This is a genomic window from Streptomyces sp. AC1-42W (genome assembly GCF_003248355.1).
Taxonomy (GTDB): Bacteria; Actinomycetota; Actinomycetes; order Streptomycetales; family Streptomycetaceae; genus Streptomyces.
This window is the reverse complement of record NZ_QKWY01000002.1, coordinates 2,573,202-2,592,077: the sequence shown is the minus strand read 5'-3', so window position 1 is coordinate 2,592,077 and position 18,876 is coordinate 2,573,202. Positions and strand designations below refer to the sequence as shown.

The following is an 18,876-nucleotide window of genomic DNA, read 5'->3' as shown; positions in this document are numbered from 1 at the left end:
GAAATCGGAGTTCAAGGGCTTCCGGCCCGGAGGGGCGATCGTGTCCGCCGATGCGCCCGAGGGCTGGAAGCCCACTGCGCCCCCTGCCGATCCGGCAGCGGCACGCCGACTGCGGGAATGGCTCGCCGACCCCGGTCACAACCTCAACGGCATGGGGCAGAGCTTCCGAGGCGCGAACCTGAGCGGCGGAAATTTCTCCAGTTGCTGGTTCACCGACGCCGTCCTGGTGGACGTGCCGCTTGTCGGCGCTTCCTTCTACCGGGCCGACCTCCAGTCGGCAGATCTGACCCGCGCGGACCTCACCGACGCGGACATGGTGAAGGCCAACCTGGACAAGGCCATCCTGCGGTCGGCGGTCTTCGACGGTGCGGACCTGGTCGGAGCTTCGTTGTGCGGCGCCGATGCGAGGGGGGCCAGTTTCCGCGGGACACAGTTCATCGGCGCGGTGCTGCTCGCTACCGACATGAGGGGAGCCGACTTGTCCGAGGCCGTCGTCAGGGACAACTTCTTCGAAATCAAGATCGATGACACCACGGTCGTACGCGGCCTGCGCGGCACCGTCTTCGGGCCGATCACCGTCGTCGAGGGAGACTCCGCACGCGAGGTGGGCGGCGCGGAACTGGAAGCGTGGATCGCCGCGCGCGGCGGAGAGGTTCAGGTGATCCCGCCCCGCCGACCGTCGCGGTAGGTGGCCGCATACGGGAATGGCTCGGCGATACGAGCTACAGCCGATGCCCCCGGGTCAGTCATCCAAGGAAGAGGGTCGATGGATCAGGAACGCGACCGCGTCGCCGGGCTCACTCGTGTCATGAACGATCCCGGCGCAGCGGCCATGGATCGCTTTCTGGCGTGCCGGGATCTGACGGAAGAGGGTGAGGCGGCCGGGTTCAACGCGGTGATCCGGGCGGCCGGTGACCCGGAGGGCACCCCGTGGTACGACTGCTCGATCGACCGGAAGTTCTCCGTGGACAGCACGTTCTCGCAGTTGGCGGTGGCCGTGGACGCGAGCCACTACGAGGTCGAGGAGAAGGGCACGGCGGCGCTGCGCGTAGAGGCGTTCCGCGCGCTCGTGCGGCTCGCCGACACGCAGTACTTCGAGGACCGGCTCGGCGAGCTGATCGACAACGCGACGATCAGGGCCACGCTGGGTGAGATCGAGGAAACCATCGGCCGTGGTGTGCGCGCCCTGGCCGCCGGTGAGAAGCAGCGGTTCGACCTGGCCACGCAACTGGTGGACCTGGCCTGCGCCGTCGCCCCGGTCGACGGGCCCCTGGCGGTCGAGCCGGCCATGAGCGTGCTCCGGGTCAGCGCCTCGTCCCGCACGCTGGAGCACGCCGTCACGATCGTCCACCGGGCCGGGTGGCCGGAGATCCGGGGGTTCGGCGAGTACCTCACGGCGGTCGGCGACGAGCGCGTACGGGCGGAAGTCCGCGAGGCGTTGGAGGGCTCGCGGTGACGGACACGCCCCTCACCGAGCCGGTTCCGTGGCAGCCGGCCGCGTTCCCCGCCGACCCGGCGGCAGCGCGGCAGTTGAGGGAATGGCTCGAAGACACGAGCTACAGCCTCTACGGCATCGAGCACGACTTCCGGGGTGCCCGTCTCGCGAACGGTGACTTCTCCAGCGCATGGCTCATCGACGCGGTGCTGGCGGGCGTGGACCTCGCGTCGGCGAGTTTCTACCGTGCGGACCTCAGCGGGGCGGACCTGACCGGGGCGGATCTGTCCGGCGCCGACCTCGTCCGGGCGCAGCTCGACGGGGCCGTACTCCGGTCCGCCCGGCTCGACGGGGCCGACATGGTCAACTCATCGCTGCACGGCGTCGATGCGTCGCAAGCGAGCTTTCGCGGGGCGCGCATCATGGGTGCGTCGCTGTTCCGTTTCGACCTGAGAGGGGCGGACCTGACCGATGCGGTTCTGACCCATAACACCTTCAAGGTGATCGTCGACGACAACACCGTTGTGCGCGGCCTGACCGGAACCGTCTTCGGGCCGATCACGGTCGTCGAGGGAGACTCCGCACGCGAAGTGGGCGGCGCGGACCTGGAAGCATGGCTCGGTGCGCGCGGTGCCGAGGTTCAGGTGATCCCGCCGCGGGGGCCGGCGCGGCAGGTACACATCGAGGGGAAGGGCCCCGTATGACCCAGGACGTCGTCGCTCTCACCCGGCGCATGCCCGACTCGATGAGCGTGCTCGCCGGGTTGCTCGCCGGGGGGCCCGAGTTGCGGGTGGGGTCCGCCGGGGAGGGGGCCGTCGTGCAGTTGTGCGACGACGAGGGGCGGCCGCTCGTGTCCGTGGAGGTGCCGTTGCTGATCCAGGTGCCCGGTGAGGCCGCCCGGCTGCTCGGGGCCGACGCCGCGCCGGAGGGGGACGGGCCCTGGTGGTGGGTCGAGGCGCGGGCCGCCGCCGGGGTGGCGCGGGCCGACGCGCTCGCCGGGGCCTTCGCCGCGCGGCTGACCATGCTGCTGGGCGGCACGGTCTGGCCCGCCGACGCCCCCGGCACCACCGGCGCGGCCCGGCCCGTGGACGTCTCGGACATCCTCGCGGGCGTCACGGCCGTGCCCGCACCCGCCGCCGCGCAGCCGGCTGTGGACATGCTCACCGACAAGGCGGCCGTCGTCCTCCAGGACCGGCCGGTCGTCCCCATGACGAGCTGGCTGGCGGAGGCGTTCCGGGCCGCCGCGGAGAGCGACCGCTCGCTCCAGATCGTCACCCCGCCGCACTGTCTGCTCTCGCTGCCGACCCGGCTGCTGCTCCAGTCCACCGACGCCCGCTGGGTCGTCCGGGACGAGCGGTGCGGCTACTACGACGGGCTCACCGGCGCCGTGCTCCGCTGGCAGGACGACGCCTTCGCCCCGGACCGGGACGCGGACGGGCGGACCCCGGTCGCCGAGGCGTTCACCGAGGCCGGGCCCACCGCCGAGCGGCAGCTCGTCGTGTCGTTGCGGACCACGCACCGCCCCACCGCCGACCTCGTCCTCGGCGGCGCCCTGGAGACCGCCTGGACCGCGCTGACCGGCGCCCCGCCGGCCGGCTGGGGGACGTCGGAGCCCGCCGGTCTCACCTGGTCGCGGCGCCGGCTCACCGCCCTCGCGTACGAGCGTGCGCCCCGGCCGACCTGGCTGGTGGCCGTGGGCAGCCCGGACCGGCCCGCCGTGGCCACCCTGCGGGTGAGCCGTACCCAGGAGGGGGTCGAGGAGGACATCACGCTCGTCGTCGGCCACGGCGCCGGCGAGAGCCCGGCGCTGGACGCGCTGCCGGGGCTCGCCGACGAGCTGGTGAACCGGCACGGGCTGCGGACGATGCTGTGCCGGCTCGGTGAGGGCCGCCGCGATCTGCACGCCCCGCCCCGCTTCGAGCGGCCGCCGCTTCCGTGCGCCTTCGCGCTCGGCTCCGACGAGGTGCGGGAGGTGGGCGCCGACACCGCCGCCCGGACCCCGCTCGCGGAGGCTCCGGTGCGGCTCGGGCCGGGCGGGCGGCCGGGGTACTACTACCCGCTCGGCGACGGCGGGAGCGCCGAGAGCTGGGCGGCCTTCGAACAGCTCATGCGCCATCTGCGTGGGGCACCGACCAGCTAGCGCGCCAGCGCCGTATCACTGCCGGTTGATCGGTTAGCTTCCGGAAGTGATCCGATATGCGCATAAAATGGCAGCTTTGGGGGTCCTGGGTGTGGTGCTCGTCGGCTGCGGCCGGGCCGAGCCCCGTACGGCCGTCGAACGGCCGCCCGCCTCGCCCGCGCCCTCGGCATCCGCCGAGCGGCAGGCGTCCGCCGAGCGGCAGGCGCCCGTCATGGCGCCCGGGCCCGGCGGGGTGACGCCCGTCTTCGAGCGCGGGCCGCAGCACGCGGCGAAGGTCGTCGCGCTCACCTTCGACGCCGACATGACCGCCGACGAGGGCCCGCGCGCGGCGGCCGGTGAACGCTTCGACAATCCGGAACTCATCGACCTGCTGCGCCGGCTGAAGGTGCCCGCCACGGTGTTCATGACCGGGCGGTGGGCCGAGGAGTACCCCGCCGAGGCCCGCTCCATCGGCACCGATCCGCTGTTCGAGATCGGCAACCACTCCTACAGCCACTACGCGTTCACCACACCCTGCTACGGGCTGCCGACCGTGGACGAGGGCGCCGTGCGCGACGAGGTGCGGCGGGCCTTCACGGCGATCCGCCGGACCGGCGCCCGCAATGTGGTGCCGTACTTCCGCTTCCCCGGCGGCTGCTACGACGACGACACACTGCGCGCCCTCGGGCCGGAGAAGGTGACCGCCGTGCAGTGGGACGTGGTCGGCGGCGACGCCTTCGCGACGGACGCGGACGCCGTCGCCGCGCAGGTGCTGGACGGGGTGCGGTCCGGTTCGCTGGTCGTCCTGCACTGCACCCGCAGCGCGGCCCCGGCCACCGCCGACGCGGTGCGCCAGATCGTGCCGGAGCTGCGGAAGCGCGGCTACCGCTTCGTCAGGGTGTCCGAGCTGATGGCCGGATGAGGCGGGGCCCCGTCAGCCGGAACACGCCGAGCGCTGGGCCTCCTGCCACTCGCAGACCGGGCACAGCGTGATCCCCTTGACCGACTCGGCGTACTCCGTGGGCTTCCGGCACAGCACGCACTCCGCGTACGGCGGCCCGTCGGCCCGCTCCGGGGTCTCGGGCGAGCCCGTCTCGCAGTAGGCCCCGGATTCCGCTTCCGTCCGCTCGTTCCTGTCCTCACTCATACGTACGAGCCTACTCAGCCGCGTACCGAGGTGAGCCGGCAGGCGAGGGCGAGCGCCGCGGTCGCCACGGCCGCCGCGGCGAGGAACGGGAGCACGGGTACGTGGACGGCGCCGGTCAGCGAGCCGGTGACCAGGCCCGTCACCGCGTACCGCGCGGGCGAACCCGCGGTGACCAGCGCCAGCAGCGCGGCGAGCGCCGTCGCGGCGAGCGACCAGCCGCGTCCGTGCAGCAGCGGCCGGCCGCACAACGCGCCCACCGCCGCGCCCAGCAGCACACAGCAGGCGGTGGCGAGGAGCCCGGCCGCCCCGGCGGGCCCCGGGGGCACCCGCACCAGGTGGTCGGTGCTCGCCCAATCGCTGATCGCCAGCACCACGGCGGTGGCGACCGCCCCGAGCGCCCCGGCACATCCCAGCGCGGTGAGCAGCGCCGCCAGATGGACCCGCGGCCGTCCGCCGACCGCCGCCGCGACGACGGTGCGGGCGGCGGGCGGCTCCTGCGTCACGCAGATCCGCACCAGCCAGGCGGTGACCGGCAGCATCCCGGCGGCGGCGTAGCCGAGCGAGTCCAGGACGGGCTGCCCGGAGCGGACGCCCACGGCGAGGAACGCCGCGTACAGCAGCACGGGCGCCAGCCAGCGCTGGGACCGGACGAGCAGGGCGGTCTGGTAGCGGACGAGGGCGGTCATGGGGTGCCGTCCCGGTGGTGGGCGGGGGCCTCGCCGGGGAGCGTACGGGTGGCGTCGCCGCCCGCCGTCCCGGTCGCCGGCAGGGGCGTCACGCGGTCGATGTGCCACGGCGGCCGGGCGGTCAGCAGCGCCGCGAGCAGGGCGTCGGAGTGCGCCGCCGGGACGGTGAGACGGGCCGTCCCGGCGCCGGCCGGGGTGTACGCGGGCGCGCCGGGCAGCGCGTCCGGGAGCGGGGTGCCGGGCGGGGCCGTCGCCTCGACGCGTACGCGCCGGCCGGGGTCCGCGGCCCGCGCCGGGGTCCGTACGGCCGTCAGGCCCGTGCCCTCCACGCGGTACGCCGCGTCGACCGTGTCCGCCAGGCGGCGCGGATCGTGGTCCACGAACACGACCGTCGCCCCGGCCGCCACCCGCTCCCCCGCGGCCCGGTCCAGTTCGGCGCGCGCCTCGGTGTCGAGGCCCGTCCACGCCTCGTCCAGCACCAGCAGCTCCGGCTCGGCGAGGAGCGCCTGGGCCACGGCGACCTTCTGGCTGGTGCCCTTGGAGAGTTCGGCGAGCGGGGTGCGGGCGTGGGCGGTCGCGCCGAAGCGGGTCAGCCAGTGGTCCGCGCGGTCCGCCGCCTCGCGCCGTCGCAGGCCGTGGACGCGGCCGAGGTGGACGAGGTACCCGGCCGCCGTGAAGGGCAGGGCGGCCGGGAACCGCTCGGGGACGTACGCGGTACGCGGCCGGTGGCCGGTGATCCGGCCCTCGGAGGGGGCGTCGATCCCGGCCAGCAGCCGCAACAGGGTCGACTTGCCGGTGCCGTTGGCGCCCTCGACGCGGACGAGCGCGTTGGCGGGCAGGGCGAGGTCGATACCGCGCAGCACCCACGGCCCGGCGAGGCCGTACCGCCGGCCGACCCCCCGCAGCCGCAGGGCCTCCGGGCCGGTGCTCAGTGGGACGACGCCTTCTCGGGCTTCAGCTCACTGGGCCGCACGACGACGAAACCGTGCCCGTCGAGGCGCAGTTGCACGGCCTCGCCCGAGCCGCCCCGGATCATCGAGCCGACGCTCTGCGAGCGGTGCAGCGAGGTCTGCAGCTGGGCGCTCCAGCCGACGACGGCGTCCGTGTCGACGAAGACCGGCTGCTGCGGCGTGACGGGGATGACGATGGGATATCCGTCGCACATCAGCCCCAGCTTGCCGTGGCCGGTGAACACGCTGTTGAAGAGACCGCCGCCGGTCATGCCCGCGCCCTTGACGACCTTGATCTCGTACGCGAGCGTCGCGTCGAAGCACAGGACGTTGCGGCCGTTGATGGTGAGGGCGTCGCCCTGCTCCAGCTCCACGATGAAGCAGTTGGCGGCCTCGTGCGCGAACCACGCCTCGCCCAGGCCGCGTACGGCCATCAGCGGCAGGCCCTCGCCGGTGACGGCGCGCTTGAGCAGGCCGCCTATGCCCTGGCTCTTGTGCTCGAACCGGAGGTCGCCGCGGAAGGCGACCATCGATCCCTGGCGGGCGTGCATCTCGCCGTTGACCGCGTACTTGATGGACTTGGCGTTCTGCAGCGTCATACCGGGGGCGGTCGCCTGCTCCACCATGTGCTCACTGGAAAAGAGATCGCTCTTCATGGGCGGCATCCTCGCCCGGAGGCACCCATTCCGCCAACAACGCCGTCCGGGGCGGCTGGCAGACTGGTCGGGTGAGCAGCGACGACACGACAGACCGGGACGAGGCACCGCAGTACGTGCTACCGCTGGTGGTGCGGATCGAGAAGACCGCGCCGCCGGCCCGCACCGATGCCCTGCGCACGGCGGCCCGCGCGGTCCTGGTGATGCTCTCCGACGAGCGTTCGGTGGGCGAGGGCGAGTGGGCGGAGGCGATACGGGACTGGCAGGACGCCCGTATCCGCAAGGTGGTCCGCCGGGCGCGCGGCGCGGAGTGGCGCAAGGCGTCCGCCCTGCCGGGGATCGCGGTGACGGGCGAGGCGGCCGAGGTGCGGGTGTTCCCGCCGGTGCCCCTGGACGGCTGGCCGAAGGAGCTGGCCAAGCTCCAGGTCTCCGGGACCGACCTGGACGATCCGGAGCCCCCGGCCGCGCCCGACCCCGCCGGCCCCGTGCTGTGGCTCAACCCGGACCTCGGCATGTCGGCCGGCAAGGAGATGGCGCAGGTGGGCCACGGGGCACAGCTCGCCTGGTGGGAGCTGTCGGAGACCGAGCGCAAGGCGTGGCGCGAGGCGGGGTTCCCGCTCTCGGTGGCCACGGCGGAGCCGGAGCGGTGGCGGGAGCTGACGGTGAGCGGGCTGCCGGTCGTCCGGGACGCGGGCTTCACGGAGATCGCGCCGGGTTCGTGCACGGTGGTCGCCGACCATCCGGCGCTGCGCGGCCGCCGCTGAGCGGGGCGGAGAGGCTTTGCCGGGGGGGCGGGCCAACCTCAAATGTTGCTCTGAACGTCGGCCGTACCGGGTTCACCGCCGTGCGCCGGGGCCATCACCCTTGCACAGAGCCGGGGGAACACAGGGGGGATGGCATGGGGGACGGGTTGAGGCTGGGTGTCGGAATCGGCTGGCGGCCGGAGATCGCCGGTGAGGTGGAGGCGCTGCCGGGGATCGACTGGGTGGAGGCGGTCGCGGAGAACCTCTGCGCCGGGCATCTGCCGGACTCGCTGGTGCGGCTGCGGGAGCGCGGGGTCACGGTGATCCCGCACGGGGTCTCGCTGGGTTTGGGCGGGGCCGACCGCCCCGACCCCGGCCGGCTGGCGGACCTCGCCGACCGGGTCGCCCTGCTGGACGCGCCGCTGGTGACCGAGCACATCGCGTTCGTACGGGCGGGCGGGGCGCGCACCGGGTCCCCGGCGCTGGAGGCGGGGCATCTGCTGCCCGTGCCGCGTACCCGCGCGGCGCTGGACGTGCTCTGCGAGAACGTGCGCGTCGCACAGGATTCGCTGCCGGTGCCGCTGGCGCTGGAGAACATCGCGGCGCTGATCTCCTGGCCGGGCGAGGAGCTGACGGAGGGGCAGTTCCTGGCGGAGCTGGTCGAGCGCACCGGGGTGCGGCTGCCGATCGACGTGGCCAACCTGCACACGAACCGGGTGAACCGGGGCGAGGACCCGGCGACCGCGCTGGACGAACTCCCGGTGGAGGCCATCGCGTACGTGCATGTGGCGGGCGGGGTCGAGAAGGACGGCGTCTGGCACGACACACACGCCCACCCGGTGACCGCCCCGGTGCTCGACGTCCTCGCGGAGCTGCGGTCGCGGGTGGACCCGCCGGGCGTGCTGCTGGAGCGCGACGACGCGTTCCCGCCGGCGGAGGAGCTGGCGCGCGAACTGGACGCGATCCGGGCGACGCTGGACAAGGGCGGGCCGGGACGGCCGGACGCGGGGACCGACGCCCCGGCCGGCGCGCCCGTCCCCGTAGCCGTCCCCGTACCCGCTGCCGCTCCCGTTCCCGAGGCGGTGCGCGACGGCGTCGCGCTCGCGCAGACGGCCCTGCTGTCCGCCCTGGTCGCCGGGACGCCCGCGCCGGCCGGGTTCGATCCGAAGCGGCTGCGGGTGCAGAGCCGGGCGCTGGCCGCCAAGCGGGCCGACGTCGTGGCGAAGGTGGCGCCGGAGCTGCCGGAGATCCTGGGGCGCGGCTACCGGGAGGCGTTCCTCGCGTACGCCGGGGGGCGGCCCATGACGGGCGGGTACCGGCGCGACGCGCTGGACTTCGCGGAGCGGCTGCTCCTCGCGGGCCGTCCGCAGGACGAGGCCGCGCGGCGCCGGCTGACCCGCTGGTGGCGGGACCGGGCCGCGCCGCGGCCGCCGGGGCGGGCCGTCCGGCTGGCCCGCGCCGCCCGCTCCGCGCTGGTGGGGCGGTGACCGGGATGGACGCTTTCCCGCTGCTCATGTGCCTGGCGGTCCTCGTCTCCTCCGCCCTGCTGATCACCGGCCTGGCCCGGTCCCGCCGGGGAACGGGCGGCCCGGTCCACGACCTGTACGAGGCGGCGTTCCTGAACGGCGGGCCCGGCCGGGTCGTGGACACGGCGCTCACCGCCATGCGGGCGGACGGCCGGCTGGACATCGGCGGGCCCGGCATCGTCGCCGTACTCCGGGCCACCGCGCACGATCCGGTGGAACGGGCGGTGCTCCAGGAGGCGGCGGGCGCGCCGAGCGGGGCGCTGCCCGCACTGCGGTCCGCCGTGATGCGGCATCCGGCCGTGCAGGAGACGGGTGACGGGCTGGCCGCGCGCGGGCTGCTCGCCGCGCCCGGCGACCATGCCAGATGGCGGACGCTGGGCATCGTGCAGGCGCTGGTGTGCTTCCTGGCCGTCCCGGTCGCCTTCGGGGTGGCCATGAGCCGGTTCATGGCGGACGAGGAGGGGTCCGCCTTGACGCTCCCCTTCACCGTGCTGGTGTTCCCGGCGGTCTTCGGCGGCATCGTGTGCGGGCTGGCGTGCGCGGCGGTGGCCCGGTCCCGGATCACCCGGGCCGGGCGCCGGGCGGCGGCGGAGTTCGCGGCCGCCCACGCCCACCGGACGGACCCGGCGTTCCTGGTGGCGGTCCGCGGGCCGCAGGCCGTCGCGGACCCGGCGCTGCGGACGCACCTGATCACGGCGGCCCGCACCCGGCCCATCGGGTCCGCGCACGGGCCGCACGGTTCCTCCGACTGCTCGGCCCTGCTGCTCGCGCCGGCGGTGTGGTGCGCGGGGGCGGGCCCCGGCGGCGGCTGCGGCAGCTCGTCGGGCAGCGACGGCACGGGCGGCGGCGGGTCGGGCTGCGGGGGCGGTTCCGGCGGCGGGTCGAGCTGCGGTGGAGGCTCCGGCTGTGGGGGCGGGTCCAGTTGCGGCGGGGGCTCCAGCTGCGGCGGCGGGTCGAGCTGTGGGAGCAGTTCCTGAAATGGCCCGTCCATCTGTTGGACAGACTATGGCGCCGCGGTCCGGGCTCGCATAGAACTCGAACATGGTGCCGATTCTGTTGCTGCTGGTCGCCTGGGGTACGGCGGGACTGTCCTGTGTCCGGCTCTGTCTGGCCGGCGCGCGGCGGGAGGGCGACGGGCTCCGGGAGAGCGGCCGGCAGCTCACTCTCTACGAGGCGGCGTTCCTGTCGGGCGGTCCGCGCCGGGTCGCCGATCTGGCGCTCGTCTCCATGCATCTGCGGCGACGGCTGCTGCTCGCGCACACCGGTTGGGCGACGGTCGTCGATCCGGAGGGCCGGGACGAGGTGGAGCGTACGGTGATCCGGGCCATAGGGCCGGAGGGCCAGTCACCGATAGGGCCGGTGCGGGCGTCGGCCGCGGCGGCGGACGCGGTGCGGGCCGTGGCGGACCGGCTCGTCGCCGCCGGTCTGGCCGTTCCGCGCGGGGCCGACATGGCCTCGGCGGTGCGTACGGTGCGCGGGGCGGCGCTGCTGGTGGCCGTGCTGGGCGGACTGGCCGTGCTGGTCTCCGGCGGCCCGGACACGGCGACGCTGCTGTGGTTCGCGCCGCCGCTGGCGATGGCCCTGGGATGCCTGGCGATAGCCCGGCTGGAGGCGCACCCGTACGGTTCCTGGGCCTCCCCGGCCGGTCAGCGGCTGCTGGAGGCGTGCGCGGTGCCGGGGGACGGCGCGACGGGCGACACGCTGGTGACGGTCGCGGTGTGCGGGGTGGACGCGGTGGACGACCCCGCGCTGCGGGCGGCCCTGACGGGCCGGGCGGACGGACGCGTACGGCGTACCGCCGGATGACGAACGGTGCGGCGCGCGCAGGACGTGCGCGCGCCGCACCGCTGAGCCGAACCCGGTGTCGCTGGACCGGCGGGAAGGCGCGGGGTGCCGCGCCGGGGAGCCGCCGTCTGATCTTCCGGGTTGGGGTGGTCGGGAGCCCGCTCGCTACGCGAGCCCGGCCACCAGGTCCGCGACCGACTTGCGCCGGCCGGTGAAGAAGGGGACCTCCTCGCGGACGTGCAGCCGCGCCTCGGCGCCCCGCAGGTGACGCATCAGGTCGACGATGCGGTGCAGTTCGTCCGCCTCGAAGGCCAGCAGCCACTCGTAGTCGCCGAGGGCGAACGAGGCGACGGTGTTGGCGCGCACGTCGGGGTAGCCGCGCGCCATCTTGCCGTGGTCGGCGAGCATACGTCGGCGGTCCTCGTCGGCCAGCAGGTACCAGTCGTACGAGCGCACGAAGGGGTACACGCTGACGTAGTTGCGCGGCGTCTCGTCGGCGAGGAACGCCGGGATGTGCGACTTGTTGAACTCGGCGGGGCGGTGCAGGGCCATGTTCGACCAGACCGGCTCCAGGTGCCGGCCGAGCCGGGTGCGGCGGAAGAGGTTGTACGCCTCCTGCAGCTCGTCGGCGGTCTCCGCGTGCCACCAGATCAGCAGGTCGGCGTCGGCGCGCAGGCCCGAGACGTCGTACGTGCCGCGAATGGTGATGTCCTTGGCCGCGAGCTGGTCGAACAGCTCCTGGACCTCGCCGGCGACGGCGGCGCGGTCGGTGTCGGCGGGCAGGACGTCGCGCAGCTTGAAGACGGACCACAGCGTGTAGCGGATGACCTCGTTGAGGTCCTTGGCCTTCTTGCCGGCGTTCGGAACCTTGCTTGATGTCTCAGTCTCGGGAGCACTCATACGGCTATTGTCCCGCCTCGCTCCGAGTGCCCTGAACCAGGGTCGGCGTGGCGATGATCTCCCCGCCGAGGTCCCCGCCGAGGTCCCCGCCGAGGTCCCCGGCGATCTCGTCCGCCGCGCGGTGGGCGCTCGCCACGCAGGCGGGGATGCCGACCCCGTCGTACACGGCCCCGCACACCCGGAGCGCGGGCAGCTTCGCGACCGCGTCGCGGATACGGGCGACCCGGCCGAGGTGGCCCACCGGGTACTGCGGGAGTCCGCCGGTCCACCGGGTGACCGCGGTGTCGACGGGCCGGGCGGTGAGCCCGGTGGCCGCGGCGAGGTCGCGCAGGGCCAGGGCGGCCAGTTCGCCGTCCTCGCGGTTCAGGTGCTCCTCCTCGCCGTACCGGCCGACGGAGGTCCGCAGGACGAACAGGTCGGGGGCCGCGTCGGCGACCCACCGCCACTTGTGGGTGGAGAAGGTGGCGGCCTTGATGGTGTGTCCGTCGACCGGCGGCACCAGGAAGCCGGAGCGCCCGGCGAAGGCCGCCCCGGTCACGTCGGAGCGCCGGAACGCCATGGTGATCAGGGCCATCGACGCGTACTCGACGCCCGCGAGTTCGGCCGACGCGTCCGGGGACTCGGCGGCGAGCAGGGTGGCGGCGGCCCGGGCCGGCACGGCGATGACGACGCCCTCTGCGACGATGGCCCGCTTGTCGGTGCGGACGTCCCAGCCGGTGGCGGTACGGGTGAGGCCCAGCACCGGGGTCCCGGTGAGGATCTCGCCGCCCCCGGCGCGTACGGCGTCGGCGACGGCGCCCGGCAGGGTGCCGACACCGCCCTCGATGCCCTGGAAGACGGGCCCGGTCCGCTGCCGCGCGGCGGCCTGTTCCTGGAGCCGGGTGACCCCGTCGAGCAGCGGGCCGCCCTGCCGGGCCGCCTCGAAGAGCTGCGGTACGGCGGCGCGCATCGAGATCCGGTAGGCGTCGCCCGCGTACACCCCGCCGAGCAGCGGCTCCACCAGCCGGTCCACCACCTCGCGGCCCAGCCGGTCCGCGACGTACGCGCCCACGGCGACGTCGTCGCCGATGACCGGTGCGGGCAGTTCGCGGTCCTCGGCGATACGGGCCAGGCCCTCGGGCGACAGGACGTCGCCCAGGACGGACGGGTCGCCGGGCACGCCCATCACATGGCCGGTGGGCATGGGGCGCAGCTCGTCGCGGGTCCACAGCGCCGCGGTGGCGGTGGCGGGCGGCTGGAGGCGGTCTCCGAGGCCCGCGGCGCGGGCCAGGGCGACCGCCTCGGGGCGGCGGGCGAGCATCGACTCGGCGCCCAGATCGACCCGGACGCCCGCGACGTCGCCGGTCATGAGCTTGCCGCCGAGCCGGTCGGTCGCCTCCAGGACGGTGACCCTCAGCCCTGCGCCGACGAGCCGGTGGGCGGCGGCGAGCCCGGCGATCCCGCCGCCGATGACGACGACATGGCGGGGGGCCGGGTCCGCGGAGTGCGTGGATGACTGCATGGTCCCACTCTCTCAAACCGGTTCCGAGTCCCGACCGTGACCGGTTCGAAACCGGTTCACCGGGTCCTGCGGCGCCCTTCGCACGTCCCATCCCCGACATCGATCACCCGTCCAGGGGGGACAGTTATGCAGGGAGCACCCTTCGTCCGCACCGGTCCGGGCGCGCGCGGCCGGACCCTCCGCGCGTCGCGCACCGTTCCGGCCGTCGCGCTGCTGGCGGCCGTGCTCGCGCTGAGCGGCTGCGGCGCGTCCGGTGACGACGCGGCCGGCGGCGCCGACCGGGGCTACTCGGCGGCCCGGCAGGAGAAGGCGGACTCCGGGGCCGCGAAGGGCGGCGGGGCCGGGGCCCCGGCGGCGGCCGAGGCGCAGCGGAAGGAGCCGGGGAAGACCCCGAAACCGGCCGCGGTCCACGTCATCCGCACCACCTCCCTCTCCGTGGAGGTGAAGGACGCCGCGAAGGCGGCCGCGCGGGCCCGTACGGCGGCGCAGGACGCGGGCGGGCTCGTCGAGAAGGAGACCACCGAGCGGATCGACGGCACGCGGGACTCCTCTCATCTCGTGCTGCGCGTCCCGCAGGACGCGTACGACGAGGTGCTGCGGGAGCTGTCCGGTACGGGGAAGCTCGTCTCCCGTACCTCGGCGGCGAAGGACGTCACCGACCAGGTCGTGGACATCGACAGCCGGATCGCCACCCAGCGGGCCAGTGTGGCGCGGGTGCGCGAGCTGATGGACCGGGCCGACAAGCTGGCCGACGTGGTCACCCTGGAAGGGGAGCTGAGCAGCCGTCAGGCGGCCCTGGAGTCGCTGCTCGCCCAGCAGGCGTCCCTCAAGGACCGTACGACGCTGGCGACCGTCACGCTGGACCTGGTGGAGCCGGAACCGGGGGCCGCGACCGCCGCCGACGACGACCCCGGCTTCTCCGACGCCGTCGCCGGGGGCTGGCACGCCTTCGTGACGGTGCTGCGCCGGCTGGCGATGGCCGTGGGCGCGGCGGCGCCGTTCCTGGCCGCGGCGGCCGTCCTGGCGGTGCTGTGGCGGCTGCTGCCGCGCCGCCGGGCGAGCCGGCGGCGCGGACCGGCCGGGGAGGGCTGAGTACGCCGCCGGGGCGGGGTGCGCCGTAGCGTGGGGGCGCATCGACGGGCTTCGGAGGGACTGGCATGGCGGCGGAACGACTGGTGATCATCGGCGGGGACGCGGCGGGGATGTCCGCGGCGTCCCGGGCCCGGCGGCTCAGGGGGCCGGACGAGCTGAGCATCACCGCCTTCGAGCGGGGCCACTTCACCTCGTACTCCGCCTGCGGCATCCCGTACTGGGTCAGCGGCGACGTGACGGACCGGGAGGAGCTGATCGCCCGTACGCCCGAGGAGCACCGGGCCCGTGACATCGATCTGCGCACCCGCACCGAGGTCACCGGGATCGATGTGGCCGGCCGGCGGGTGCGCGCCCTGGACCGGGAGTCCGGCGAGGCGTACTGGACCGGCTACGACAAGCTGGTGATCGCCACCGGGGCCCGGCCGGTGCGTCCGGCGCTGCCCGGCATGGACGCGCCGGGGGTGCACGGGGTGCAGACCCTGGACGACGGGCAGGCCCTGCTGGACACCCTGGACCGGACCGGGGGCCGGCGGGCGGTCGTCGTCGGGGCGGGCTACATCGGGGTCGAGATGGCCGAGGCGATGCTGAAGCGCGGCTTCGAGGTCACCGTCCTCAACCGGGGCGAGCAGCCGATGGCGACGCTCGACCCGGACATGGGGCGCCTGGTCCACGCCGCGATGGACGGGCTGGGGATCACCACGGTGAACGGCGCGGAGGTGACCGGGGTGCGGACCGGTCCGGACGGCCGGGTCGCCGCGGTGGTCACGGACACCGCGGACTATCCGGCGGACGTGGTGGTGCTCGGCATCGGGGTGCGGCCGGAGACGGAGCTCGCGCGGGCGGCCGGGCTGCCGCTGGGGCCGCACGGCGGGCTGCTCACCGATCTGTCGATGCGGGTCACCGGGCACGAGGACATCTGGGCGGGCGGCGACTGCGTGGAGGTGCTGGACCTGGTGGCGGGCCACACCCGGCACATCGCGCTCGGCACCCACGCCAACAAGCACGGCCAGGTCATCGGCTCCAACGTGGGCGGCGGCTACGGCACGTTCCCCGGTGTGGTGGGTACGGCGGTGAGCAAGGTGTGCGACCTGGAGATCGCCCGGACCGGGCTGCGCGAGAAGGACGCGCGGGCGGTCGGGCTGCGGTATGTGACGGCGACGATCGAGTCCACGAGCCGGGCGGGCTACTACCCGAACGCGCGGCCGATGACGGTGAAGATGCTCGCGGAGTACCGGACGGGCCGGCTGCTCGGTGTGCAGATCGTGGGCCGCGAGGGCGCGGCCAAGCGGGTGGACGTGGCGGCGGTGGCGCTCACGGCCGGGATGACGGTGGAGCAGATGACCGCCCTGGACCTGGGCTACGCGCCGCCGTTCTCGCCGGTCTGGGACCCCGTCCTGGTGGCCGCCCGCAGGACCGTCTCGGTGCTGCGGAAGGCGGGCTCCGCCTGAGCGGGGCCCGCCTCCGGGCGGTGCGGGACGTGCGGTGGTTCAGCGGGCGGTGCGGGTGTGGACGTACTCGACGAGGCGGGACAGCGCGTCGGGGTCCATGGTCGGCATCACGCCGTGGCCCAGGTTGAAGATGTGCCCCTCCAGGCCGGCCGCCGCGTCCAGCACCTCCTGCGCCTTGGCCTCCACCGCGGGGGTCGGCGCGAACAGCACCGCCGGGTCGAGGTTGCCCTGGAGCGCCTTGCCGGGGCCGACGCGGCGCGCCGCCTCGTCCAGCGGGACGCGCCAGTCCACGCCGACGACGTCCGCGCCGGCCTCGCCCATCAGGCCGAGGAGTTCGCCGGTGCCGACGCCGAAGTGGATGCGGGGCACCCCGTACGGGGCGACGGTGTCGAACACCTTCGCGGAGGCGGGCAGCACCGAGCGCCGGTAGTCGGCAGGAGCGAGGGCGCCGACCCAGGAGTCGAAGAGCTGGATCGCGGAGGCGCCGGCCTCGATCTGGACGGTGAGGAAGGCACCGGTGATCTCGGCGAGGCGGTCGAGCAGGTCGGCCCAGAGCTGCGGGTCGCCGTACATCATGGCCTTGGTGTGCTCGTGGTTGCGGGACGGGCCGCCCTCCACGAGGTAGCTCGCGAGTGTGAACGGCGCGCCCGCGAAGCCGATGAGCGGGGTGGCCCCCAGCTCGGCCGTGAGCAGCCCGATGGCCTCGGTGACGTACGGGACGTCCTCGGGCGTGAGGTCGCGCAGCCGGGCCAGGTCGGCGCGGGTGCGGAACGGCTCGGCGACGACGGGGCCGACGCCGGGCTTGATGTCGAGGTCGATGCCGATGGCCTTGAGGGGCACGACGATGTCGCTGAAGTAGATCGCGGCGTCCACCCCGTGGCGGCGGACGGGCTGCATCGTGATCTCGGCGACCAGCTCCGGCATCATGCAGGAGTCGAGCATCGGGATGCCCTCGCGCACCTTGAGGTACTCGGGCAGCGAGCGTCCCGCCTGACGCATGAACCAGACCGGCGTGTGCGGCACCGGCTCGCGGCGGCATGCCTTGAGGAACGCGGAGTCGTAGGTGGCGGAAGTCTGGGTCAGCGGCCCGGAGGGGCGGTCGTTGGCACTCACGGTAGGAATCTTCGCACGTGCGCACAACGAGCCCGCCCCCGCACGGGTGTCCTTGCGCACGCCGAGCGCGCATTCCGCCTACTCTTCCCCGCATGGCTGCGGCTCAGGGACACATCTCCGGTCAATCCGATGGCGCTGACGGCACGGACGGCGCGGAGGGTGCCGCCGTTCCGTCCGCGTTCCGTTCGGCGGTGGACGCGCTGCGCGCGGCGCGGCTGCGTCCCGAGCTGGAGGTGGAGCCGACCCGCCCGCCGAAGCGGCTGGCGCCGCACGCGTACGCGCTGGAGGCCGCGGTCGTCGACGGCGAGGACGACCTCGCGGACGGCCGGCTGGTCCTGCTCCACGACCCGGCCGGGCACGAGGCCTGGCAGGGGGCCTTCCGGCTGGTGACGCTGGTGCGCGCCGAGCTGGAGCCGGAGATGGCCGCCGATCCGCTGCTGCCGGAGGTGTGCTGGTCCTGGCTGACCGGGGCGCTGGAGGCGCGCGGCCTGTTCTACGGCGAGGCCGGCGGCACGGTGACCATGGCGGGCTCGCACTACTTCGGGGCGCTGGAGACCCGGCGGCCGGCGACGCAGATCGAGATCCGGGCGTCCTGGACGCCGCGCGAGGGGCGCGGCGGGGTGCCGGACGCGGCGGCGCATCTGGTCGCCTGGGGCGATCTGCTGTGCCAGATCGCGGGGCTGCCGCCGTCCGGTCCGCTGGACGCGGCGGTGGTGACGCTGCCCCAGCGGCGCGGCCCCCAGGTCCCGTAACGCCTCGGATTCCGCCCCTTGCGCCGCGGGTGCACGGCGTCCGCGGCTCCGGCGCGCATACTTTCGGCCATCGGCTGGACGTTCACACAATCGACCGTCCGCCCCATTTGCCCGAATTATTACGCACGAATTCGTGATCTTCCCCTAAAGGAGCAGGCGGGTACTGCCGAAGGAGTCAATGACCCTTCAAGCACGGTTCGCCCCGGCTTCATCCCCGAGCCGGCCCGTCCCGCCACTCCCCAGGAGGCCTGGTGTCCGTTCTCCTCGAGCAGCCCTCAAGCCTGGTCGCCTACCGCCCGAACAAGCCGACGGCCATGGTCGTCGTGGCCGACCCGCGCGTCCGTTCCACCGTGACCCGCCATCTGTGGGCCCTCGGAGTTCGTGACGTCATCGAGGCGTCGTCCATCGCGGAGGCCCGTCCCCGCGTCGGCAACCCGCGCGACATCTGCGTAGCCGACGTCCATCTGCCCGACGGTTCCGGGCTGACCCTGCTGTCCGAAACCCGAGCCGCCGGCTGGCCCAACGGTCTGGCCCTGTCCGCAGCCGACGACATCGGCGCCGTGCGCAACGCCCTCGCGGGCGGCGTCAAGGGCTACGTCGTCACCGGCACCCGTACCAACATCGGCCACCCGGCCCGTCCCGGCGTCGCCCCCATCGGCGCCACCGCCGCCCGGATGCACCGCCGGCCCCCCGGCTCCCCGAGCCACCCGGGCGGCTACCGCGAGCTCTCCGGCCGCGAGGTGGAGGTGCTCCGGCTCGTCGCCGAGGGCCAGTCCAACAAGGCCATCGGCGTCTCGATGGGCCTGTCCGCCCTGACCGTCAAGAGCCACCTCGCCCGCATCGCCCGCAAGCTCGGCACCGGAGACCGCGCCGGAATGGTCGCCGTCGCCCTGCGGACGGGCATCATCCACTGAGTCCACGCTCCACCGACCCCTCACGCTCCACCGCACCCCGCCGGTGCGCCGTTCGCGCGACCGGCTGGATTACGCGCATCGGCGCCTGCCGACGGAACGTTCCGTCGGC

General features: G+C 74.5%; 20 protein-coding genes. 13 read left to right on the top strand and 7 right to left on the bottom strand.

The genetic code is table 11. The annotated features are described in order from the left end of the window. Window positions 1-40 precede the first annotated feature (40 nt). The 5 genes from DNK56_RS29565 (at window position 41) to DNK56_RS29545 (ending at window position 4,476) form a co-directional block, all read left to right on the top strand. Window positions 41-688 carry a pentapeptide repeat-containing protein gene (locus DNK56_RS29565; protein ID WP_241990124.1) on the top strand — a complete coding sequence of 216 codons (648 nt, stop codon included), beginning with the start codon at window positions 41-43 and terminating at the stop codon, window positions 686-688. 78 nt (window positions 689-766) lie between these two features. Beyond that, the gene (locus DNK56_RS29560) at window positions 767-1,456 is read left to right on the top strand and encodes a hypothetical protein (protein WP_111338836.1); all 690 of its coding nucleotides are present in this window, start codon (window positions 767-769) and stop codon (window positions 1,454-1,456) included. After that, window positions 1,453-2,139 carry a pentapeptide repeat-containing protein gene (locus DNK56_RS29555; RefSeq protein WP_111338835.1) on the top strand — a complete coding sequence of 229 codons (687 nt, stop codon included), beginning with the start codon at window positions 1,453-1,455 and terminating at the stop codon, window positions 2,137-2,139. Before DNK56_RS29560 ends, DNK56_RS29555 begins: the two co-directional genes overlap by 4 nt. Next, complete coding sequence (locus DNK56_RS29550) at window positions 2,136-3,575, top strand: DUF6177 family protein (protein ID WP_111338834.1); 1,440 nt, start codon at window positions 2,136-2,138, stop codon at window positions 3,573-3,575. The genes DNK56_RS29555 and DNK56_RS29550 overlap by 4 nt, the downstream gene beginning before the upstream one ends. A 67-nt stretch (window positions 3,576-3,642) precedes the next feature. Further along, window positions 3,643-4,476 (top strand): polysaccharide deacetylase family protein, encoded by an 834-nt coding sequence (locus DNK56_RS29545; protein WP_199563581.1) that lies wholly within the window; start codon window positions 3,643-3,645, stop codon window positions 4,474-4,476. 12 nt (window positions 4,477-4,488) lie between these two features. On the opposite strand, the gene DNK56_RS29540 is transcribed toward DNK56_RS29545, so the two are convergent. The 4 genes from DNK56_RS29540 to DNK56_RS29525 form a co-directional block, all read right to left on the bottom strand. Next, a complete protein-coding gene (locus tag DNK56_RS29540; RefSeq protein ID WP_111338833.1) occupies window positions 4,489-4,701 on the bottom strand; it encodes a hypothetical protein in 213 nt (70 codons plus the stop codon). A 14-nt stretch (window positions 4,702-4,715) separates the two neighbouring features. Beyond that, window positions 4,716-5,387 (bottom strand): ABC transporter, encoded by a 672-nt coding sequence (locus DNK56_RS29535; protein ID WP_111338832.1) that lies wholly within the window; start codon window positions 5,385-5,387, stop codon window positions 4,716-4,718. Further along, window positions 5,384-6,250 (bottom strand): ATP-binding cassette domain-containing protein, encoded by an 867-nt coding sequence (locus DNK56_RS29530; RefSeq protein ID WP_111338831.1) that lies wholly within the window; start codon window positions 6,248-6,250, stop codon window positions 5,384-5,386. The genes DNK56_RS29535 and DNK56_RS29530 overlap by 4 nt, the downstream gene beginning before the upstream one ends. A gap of 65 nt (window positions 6,251-6,315) precedes the next feature. Beyond that, on the bottom strand, window positions 6,316-6,993 hold the full coding sequence (locus DNK56_RS29525; protein ID WP_111338830.1) for an AIM24 family protein: 678 nt from the start codon (window positions 6,991-6,993) through the stop codon (window positions 6,316-6,318). A 71-nt stretch (window positions 6,994-7,064) separates the two neighbouring features. Here DNK56_RS29525 and DNK56_RS29520 point away from each other — a divergent pair, with 71 nt between their 5' ends. The 4 genes from DNK56_RS29520 to DNK56_RS29505 all read left to right on the top strand — a co-directional run bounded on the left by DNK56_RS29520 (window position 7,065) and on the right by DNK56_RS29505 (window position 11,068). Further along, complete coding sequence (locus DNK56_RS29520) at window positions 7,065-7,757, top strand: peptidyl-tRNA hydrolase (RefSeq protein ID WP_111338829.1); 693 nt, start codon at window positions 7,065-7,067, stop codon at window positions 7,755-7,757. A gap of 146 nt (window positions 7,758-7,903) precedes the next feature. Further along, window positions 7,904-9,223, top strand: a complete 1,320-nt coding sequence (locus tag DNK56_RS29515) for a DUF692 domain-containing protein (protein ID WP_111339662.1) — start codon at window positions 7,904-7,906, stop codon at window positions 9,221-9,223. A 5-nt stretch (window positions 9,224-9,228) separates the two neighbouring features. After that, entirely contained in the window at window positions 9,229-10,239 is a 1,011-nt protein-coding gene (locus DNK56_RS29510) for a TIGR04222 domain-containing membrane protein (protein WP_199563582.1), read from the top strand. Window positions 10,240-10,303: 64 nt separating this feature from the next. After that, the gene (locus tag DNK56_RS29505; RefSeq protein WP_111338827.1) at window positions 10,304-11,068 is read left to right on the top strand and encodes a TIGR04222 domain-containing membrane protein; all 765 of its coding nucleotides are present in this window, start codon (window positions 10,304-10,306) and stop codon (window positions 11,066-11,068) included. A gap of 144 nt (window positions 11,069-11,212) precedes the next feature. On the opposite strand, the gene hemQ is transcribed toward DNK56_RS29505, so the two are convergent. Continuing rightward, window positions 11,213-11,947 carry a hydrogen peroxide-dependent heme synthase gene (hemQ, locus tag DNK56_RS29500; protein WP_111338826.1) on the bottom strand — a complete coding sequence of 245 codons (735 nt, stop codon included), beginning with the start codon at window positions 11,945-11,947 and terminating at the stop codon, window positions 11,213-11,215. A 4-nt stretch (window positions 11,948-11,951) separates the two neighbouring features. Beyond that, window positions 11,952-13,448, bottom strand: a complete 1,497-nt coding sequence (hemG, locus tag DNK56_RS29495; protein WP_111338825.1) for a protoporphyrinogen oxidase — start codon at window positions 13,446-13,448, stop codon at window positions 11,952-11,954. A 126-nt stretch (window positions 13,449-13,574) separates the two neighbouring features. Between hemG and DNK56_RS29490 the strand changes: the two genes are divergently transcribed. Both DNK56_RS29490 and DNK56_RS29485 read left to right on the top strand, forming a co-directional pair. Continuing rightward, entirely contained in the window at window positions 13,575-14,540 is a 966-nt protein-coding gene (locus DNK56_RS29490; protein WP_111338824.1) for a DUF4349 domain-containing protein, read from the top strand. Window positions 14,541-14,605: 65 nt separating this feature from the next. After that, window positions 14,606-15,988 (top strand): FAD-dependent oxidoreductase, encoded by a 1,383-nt coding sequence (locus DNK56_RS29485; RefSeq protein WP_111338823.1) that lies wholly within the window; start codon window positions 14,606-14,608, stop codon window positions 15,986-15,988. Between the two features lie 39 nt (window positions 15,989-16,027). On the opposite strand, the gene hemE is transcribed toward DNK56_RS29485, so the two are convergent. Further along, a complete protein-coding gene (hemE, locus tag DNK56_RS29480) occupies window positions 16,028-17,101 on the bottom strand; it encodes a uroporphyrinogen decarboxylase (RefSeq protein WP_111338822.1) in 1,074 nt (357 codons plus the stop codon). A 92-nt stretch (window positions 17,102-17,193) separates the two neighbouring features. On the opposite strand from hemE, the gene DNK56_RS29475 reads away from it, so the two are divergent. After that, window positions 17,194-17,853 (top strand): DUF3000 domain-containing protein, encoded by a 660-nt coding sequence (locus tag DNK56_RS29475; RefSeq protein WP_111338821.1) that lies wholly within the window; start codon window positions 17,194-17,196, stop codon window positions 17,851-17,853. A gap of 251 nt (window positions 17,854-18,104) precedes the next feature. Further along, window positions 18,105-18,767 carry a helix-turn-helix transcriptional regulator gene (locus tag DNK56_RS29470; RefSeq protein ID WP_111338820.1) on the top strand — a complete coding sequence of 221 codons (663 nt, stop codon included), beginning with the start codon at window positions 18,105-18,107 and terminating at the stop codon, window positions 18,765-18,767. The last annotated feature ends 109 nt before the right edge of the window (window positions 18,768-18,876 follow it).

Excerpts from the sequence above, each read along its gene's own strand:
- DNK56_RS29560 (WP_111338836.1), top strand. The coding sequence starts at position 767 with ATGGATCAGGAACGCGACCGCGTCGCCGGGCTCACTCGTGTCATGAAC.
- DNK56_RS29550 (WP_111338834.1), top strand. The coding sequence starts at position 2,136 with ATGACCCAGGACGTCGTCGCTCTCACCCGGCGCATGCCCGACTCGATG.
- DNK56_RS29545 (WP_199563581.1), top strand. The coding sequence starts at position 3,643 with ATGGCAGCTTTGGGGGTCCTGGGTGTGGTGCTCGTCGGCTGCGGCCGG.
- DNK56_RS29540 (WP_111338833.1), bottom strand. The coding sequence starts at position 4,701 with ATGAGTGAGGACAGGAACGAGCGGACGGAAGCGGAATCCGGGGCCTAC.
- DNK56_RS29535 (WP_111338832.1), bottom strand. The coding sequence starts at position 5,387 with ATGACCGCCCTCGTCCGCTACCAGACCGCCCTGCTCGTCCGGTCCCAG.
- DNK56_RS29525 (WP_111338830.1), bottom strand. The coding sequence starts at position 6,993 with ATGAAGAGCGATCTCTTTTCCAGTGAGCACATGGTGGAGCAGGCGACC.
- DNK56_RS29510 (WP_199563582.1), top strand. The coding sequence starts at position 9,229 with ATGGACGCTTTCCCGCTGCTCATGTGCCTGGCGGTCCTCGTCTCCTCC.
- DNK56_RS29505 (WP_111338827.1), top strand. The coding sequence starts at position 10,304 with ATGGTGCCGATTCTGTTGCTGCTGGTCGCCTGGGGTACGGCGGGACTG.
- hemQ (WP_111338826.1), bottom strand. The coding sequence starts at position 11,947 with ATGAGTGCTCCCGAGACTGAGACATCAAGCAAGGTTCCGAACGCCGGC.
- hemG (WP_111338825.1), bottom strand. The coding sequence starts at position 13,448 with ATGCAGTCATCCACGCACTCCGCGGACCCGGCCCCCCGCCATGTCGTC.
- DNK56_RS29490 (WP_111338824.1), top strand. The coding sequence starts at position 13,575 with ATGCAGGGAGCACCCTTCGTCCGCACCGGTCCGGGCGCGCGCGGCCGG.
- DNK56_RS29485 (WP_111338823.1), top strand. The coding sequence starts at position 14,606 with ATGGCGGCGGAACGACTGGTGATCATCGGCGGGGACGCGGCGGGGATG.
- DNK56_RS29475 (WP_111338821.1), top strand. The coding sequence starts at position 17,194 with ATGGCTGCGGCTCAGGGACACATCTCCGGTCAATCCGATGGCGCTGAC.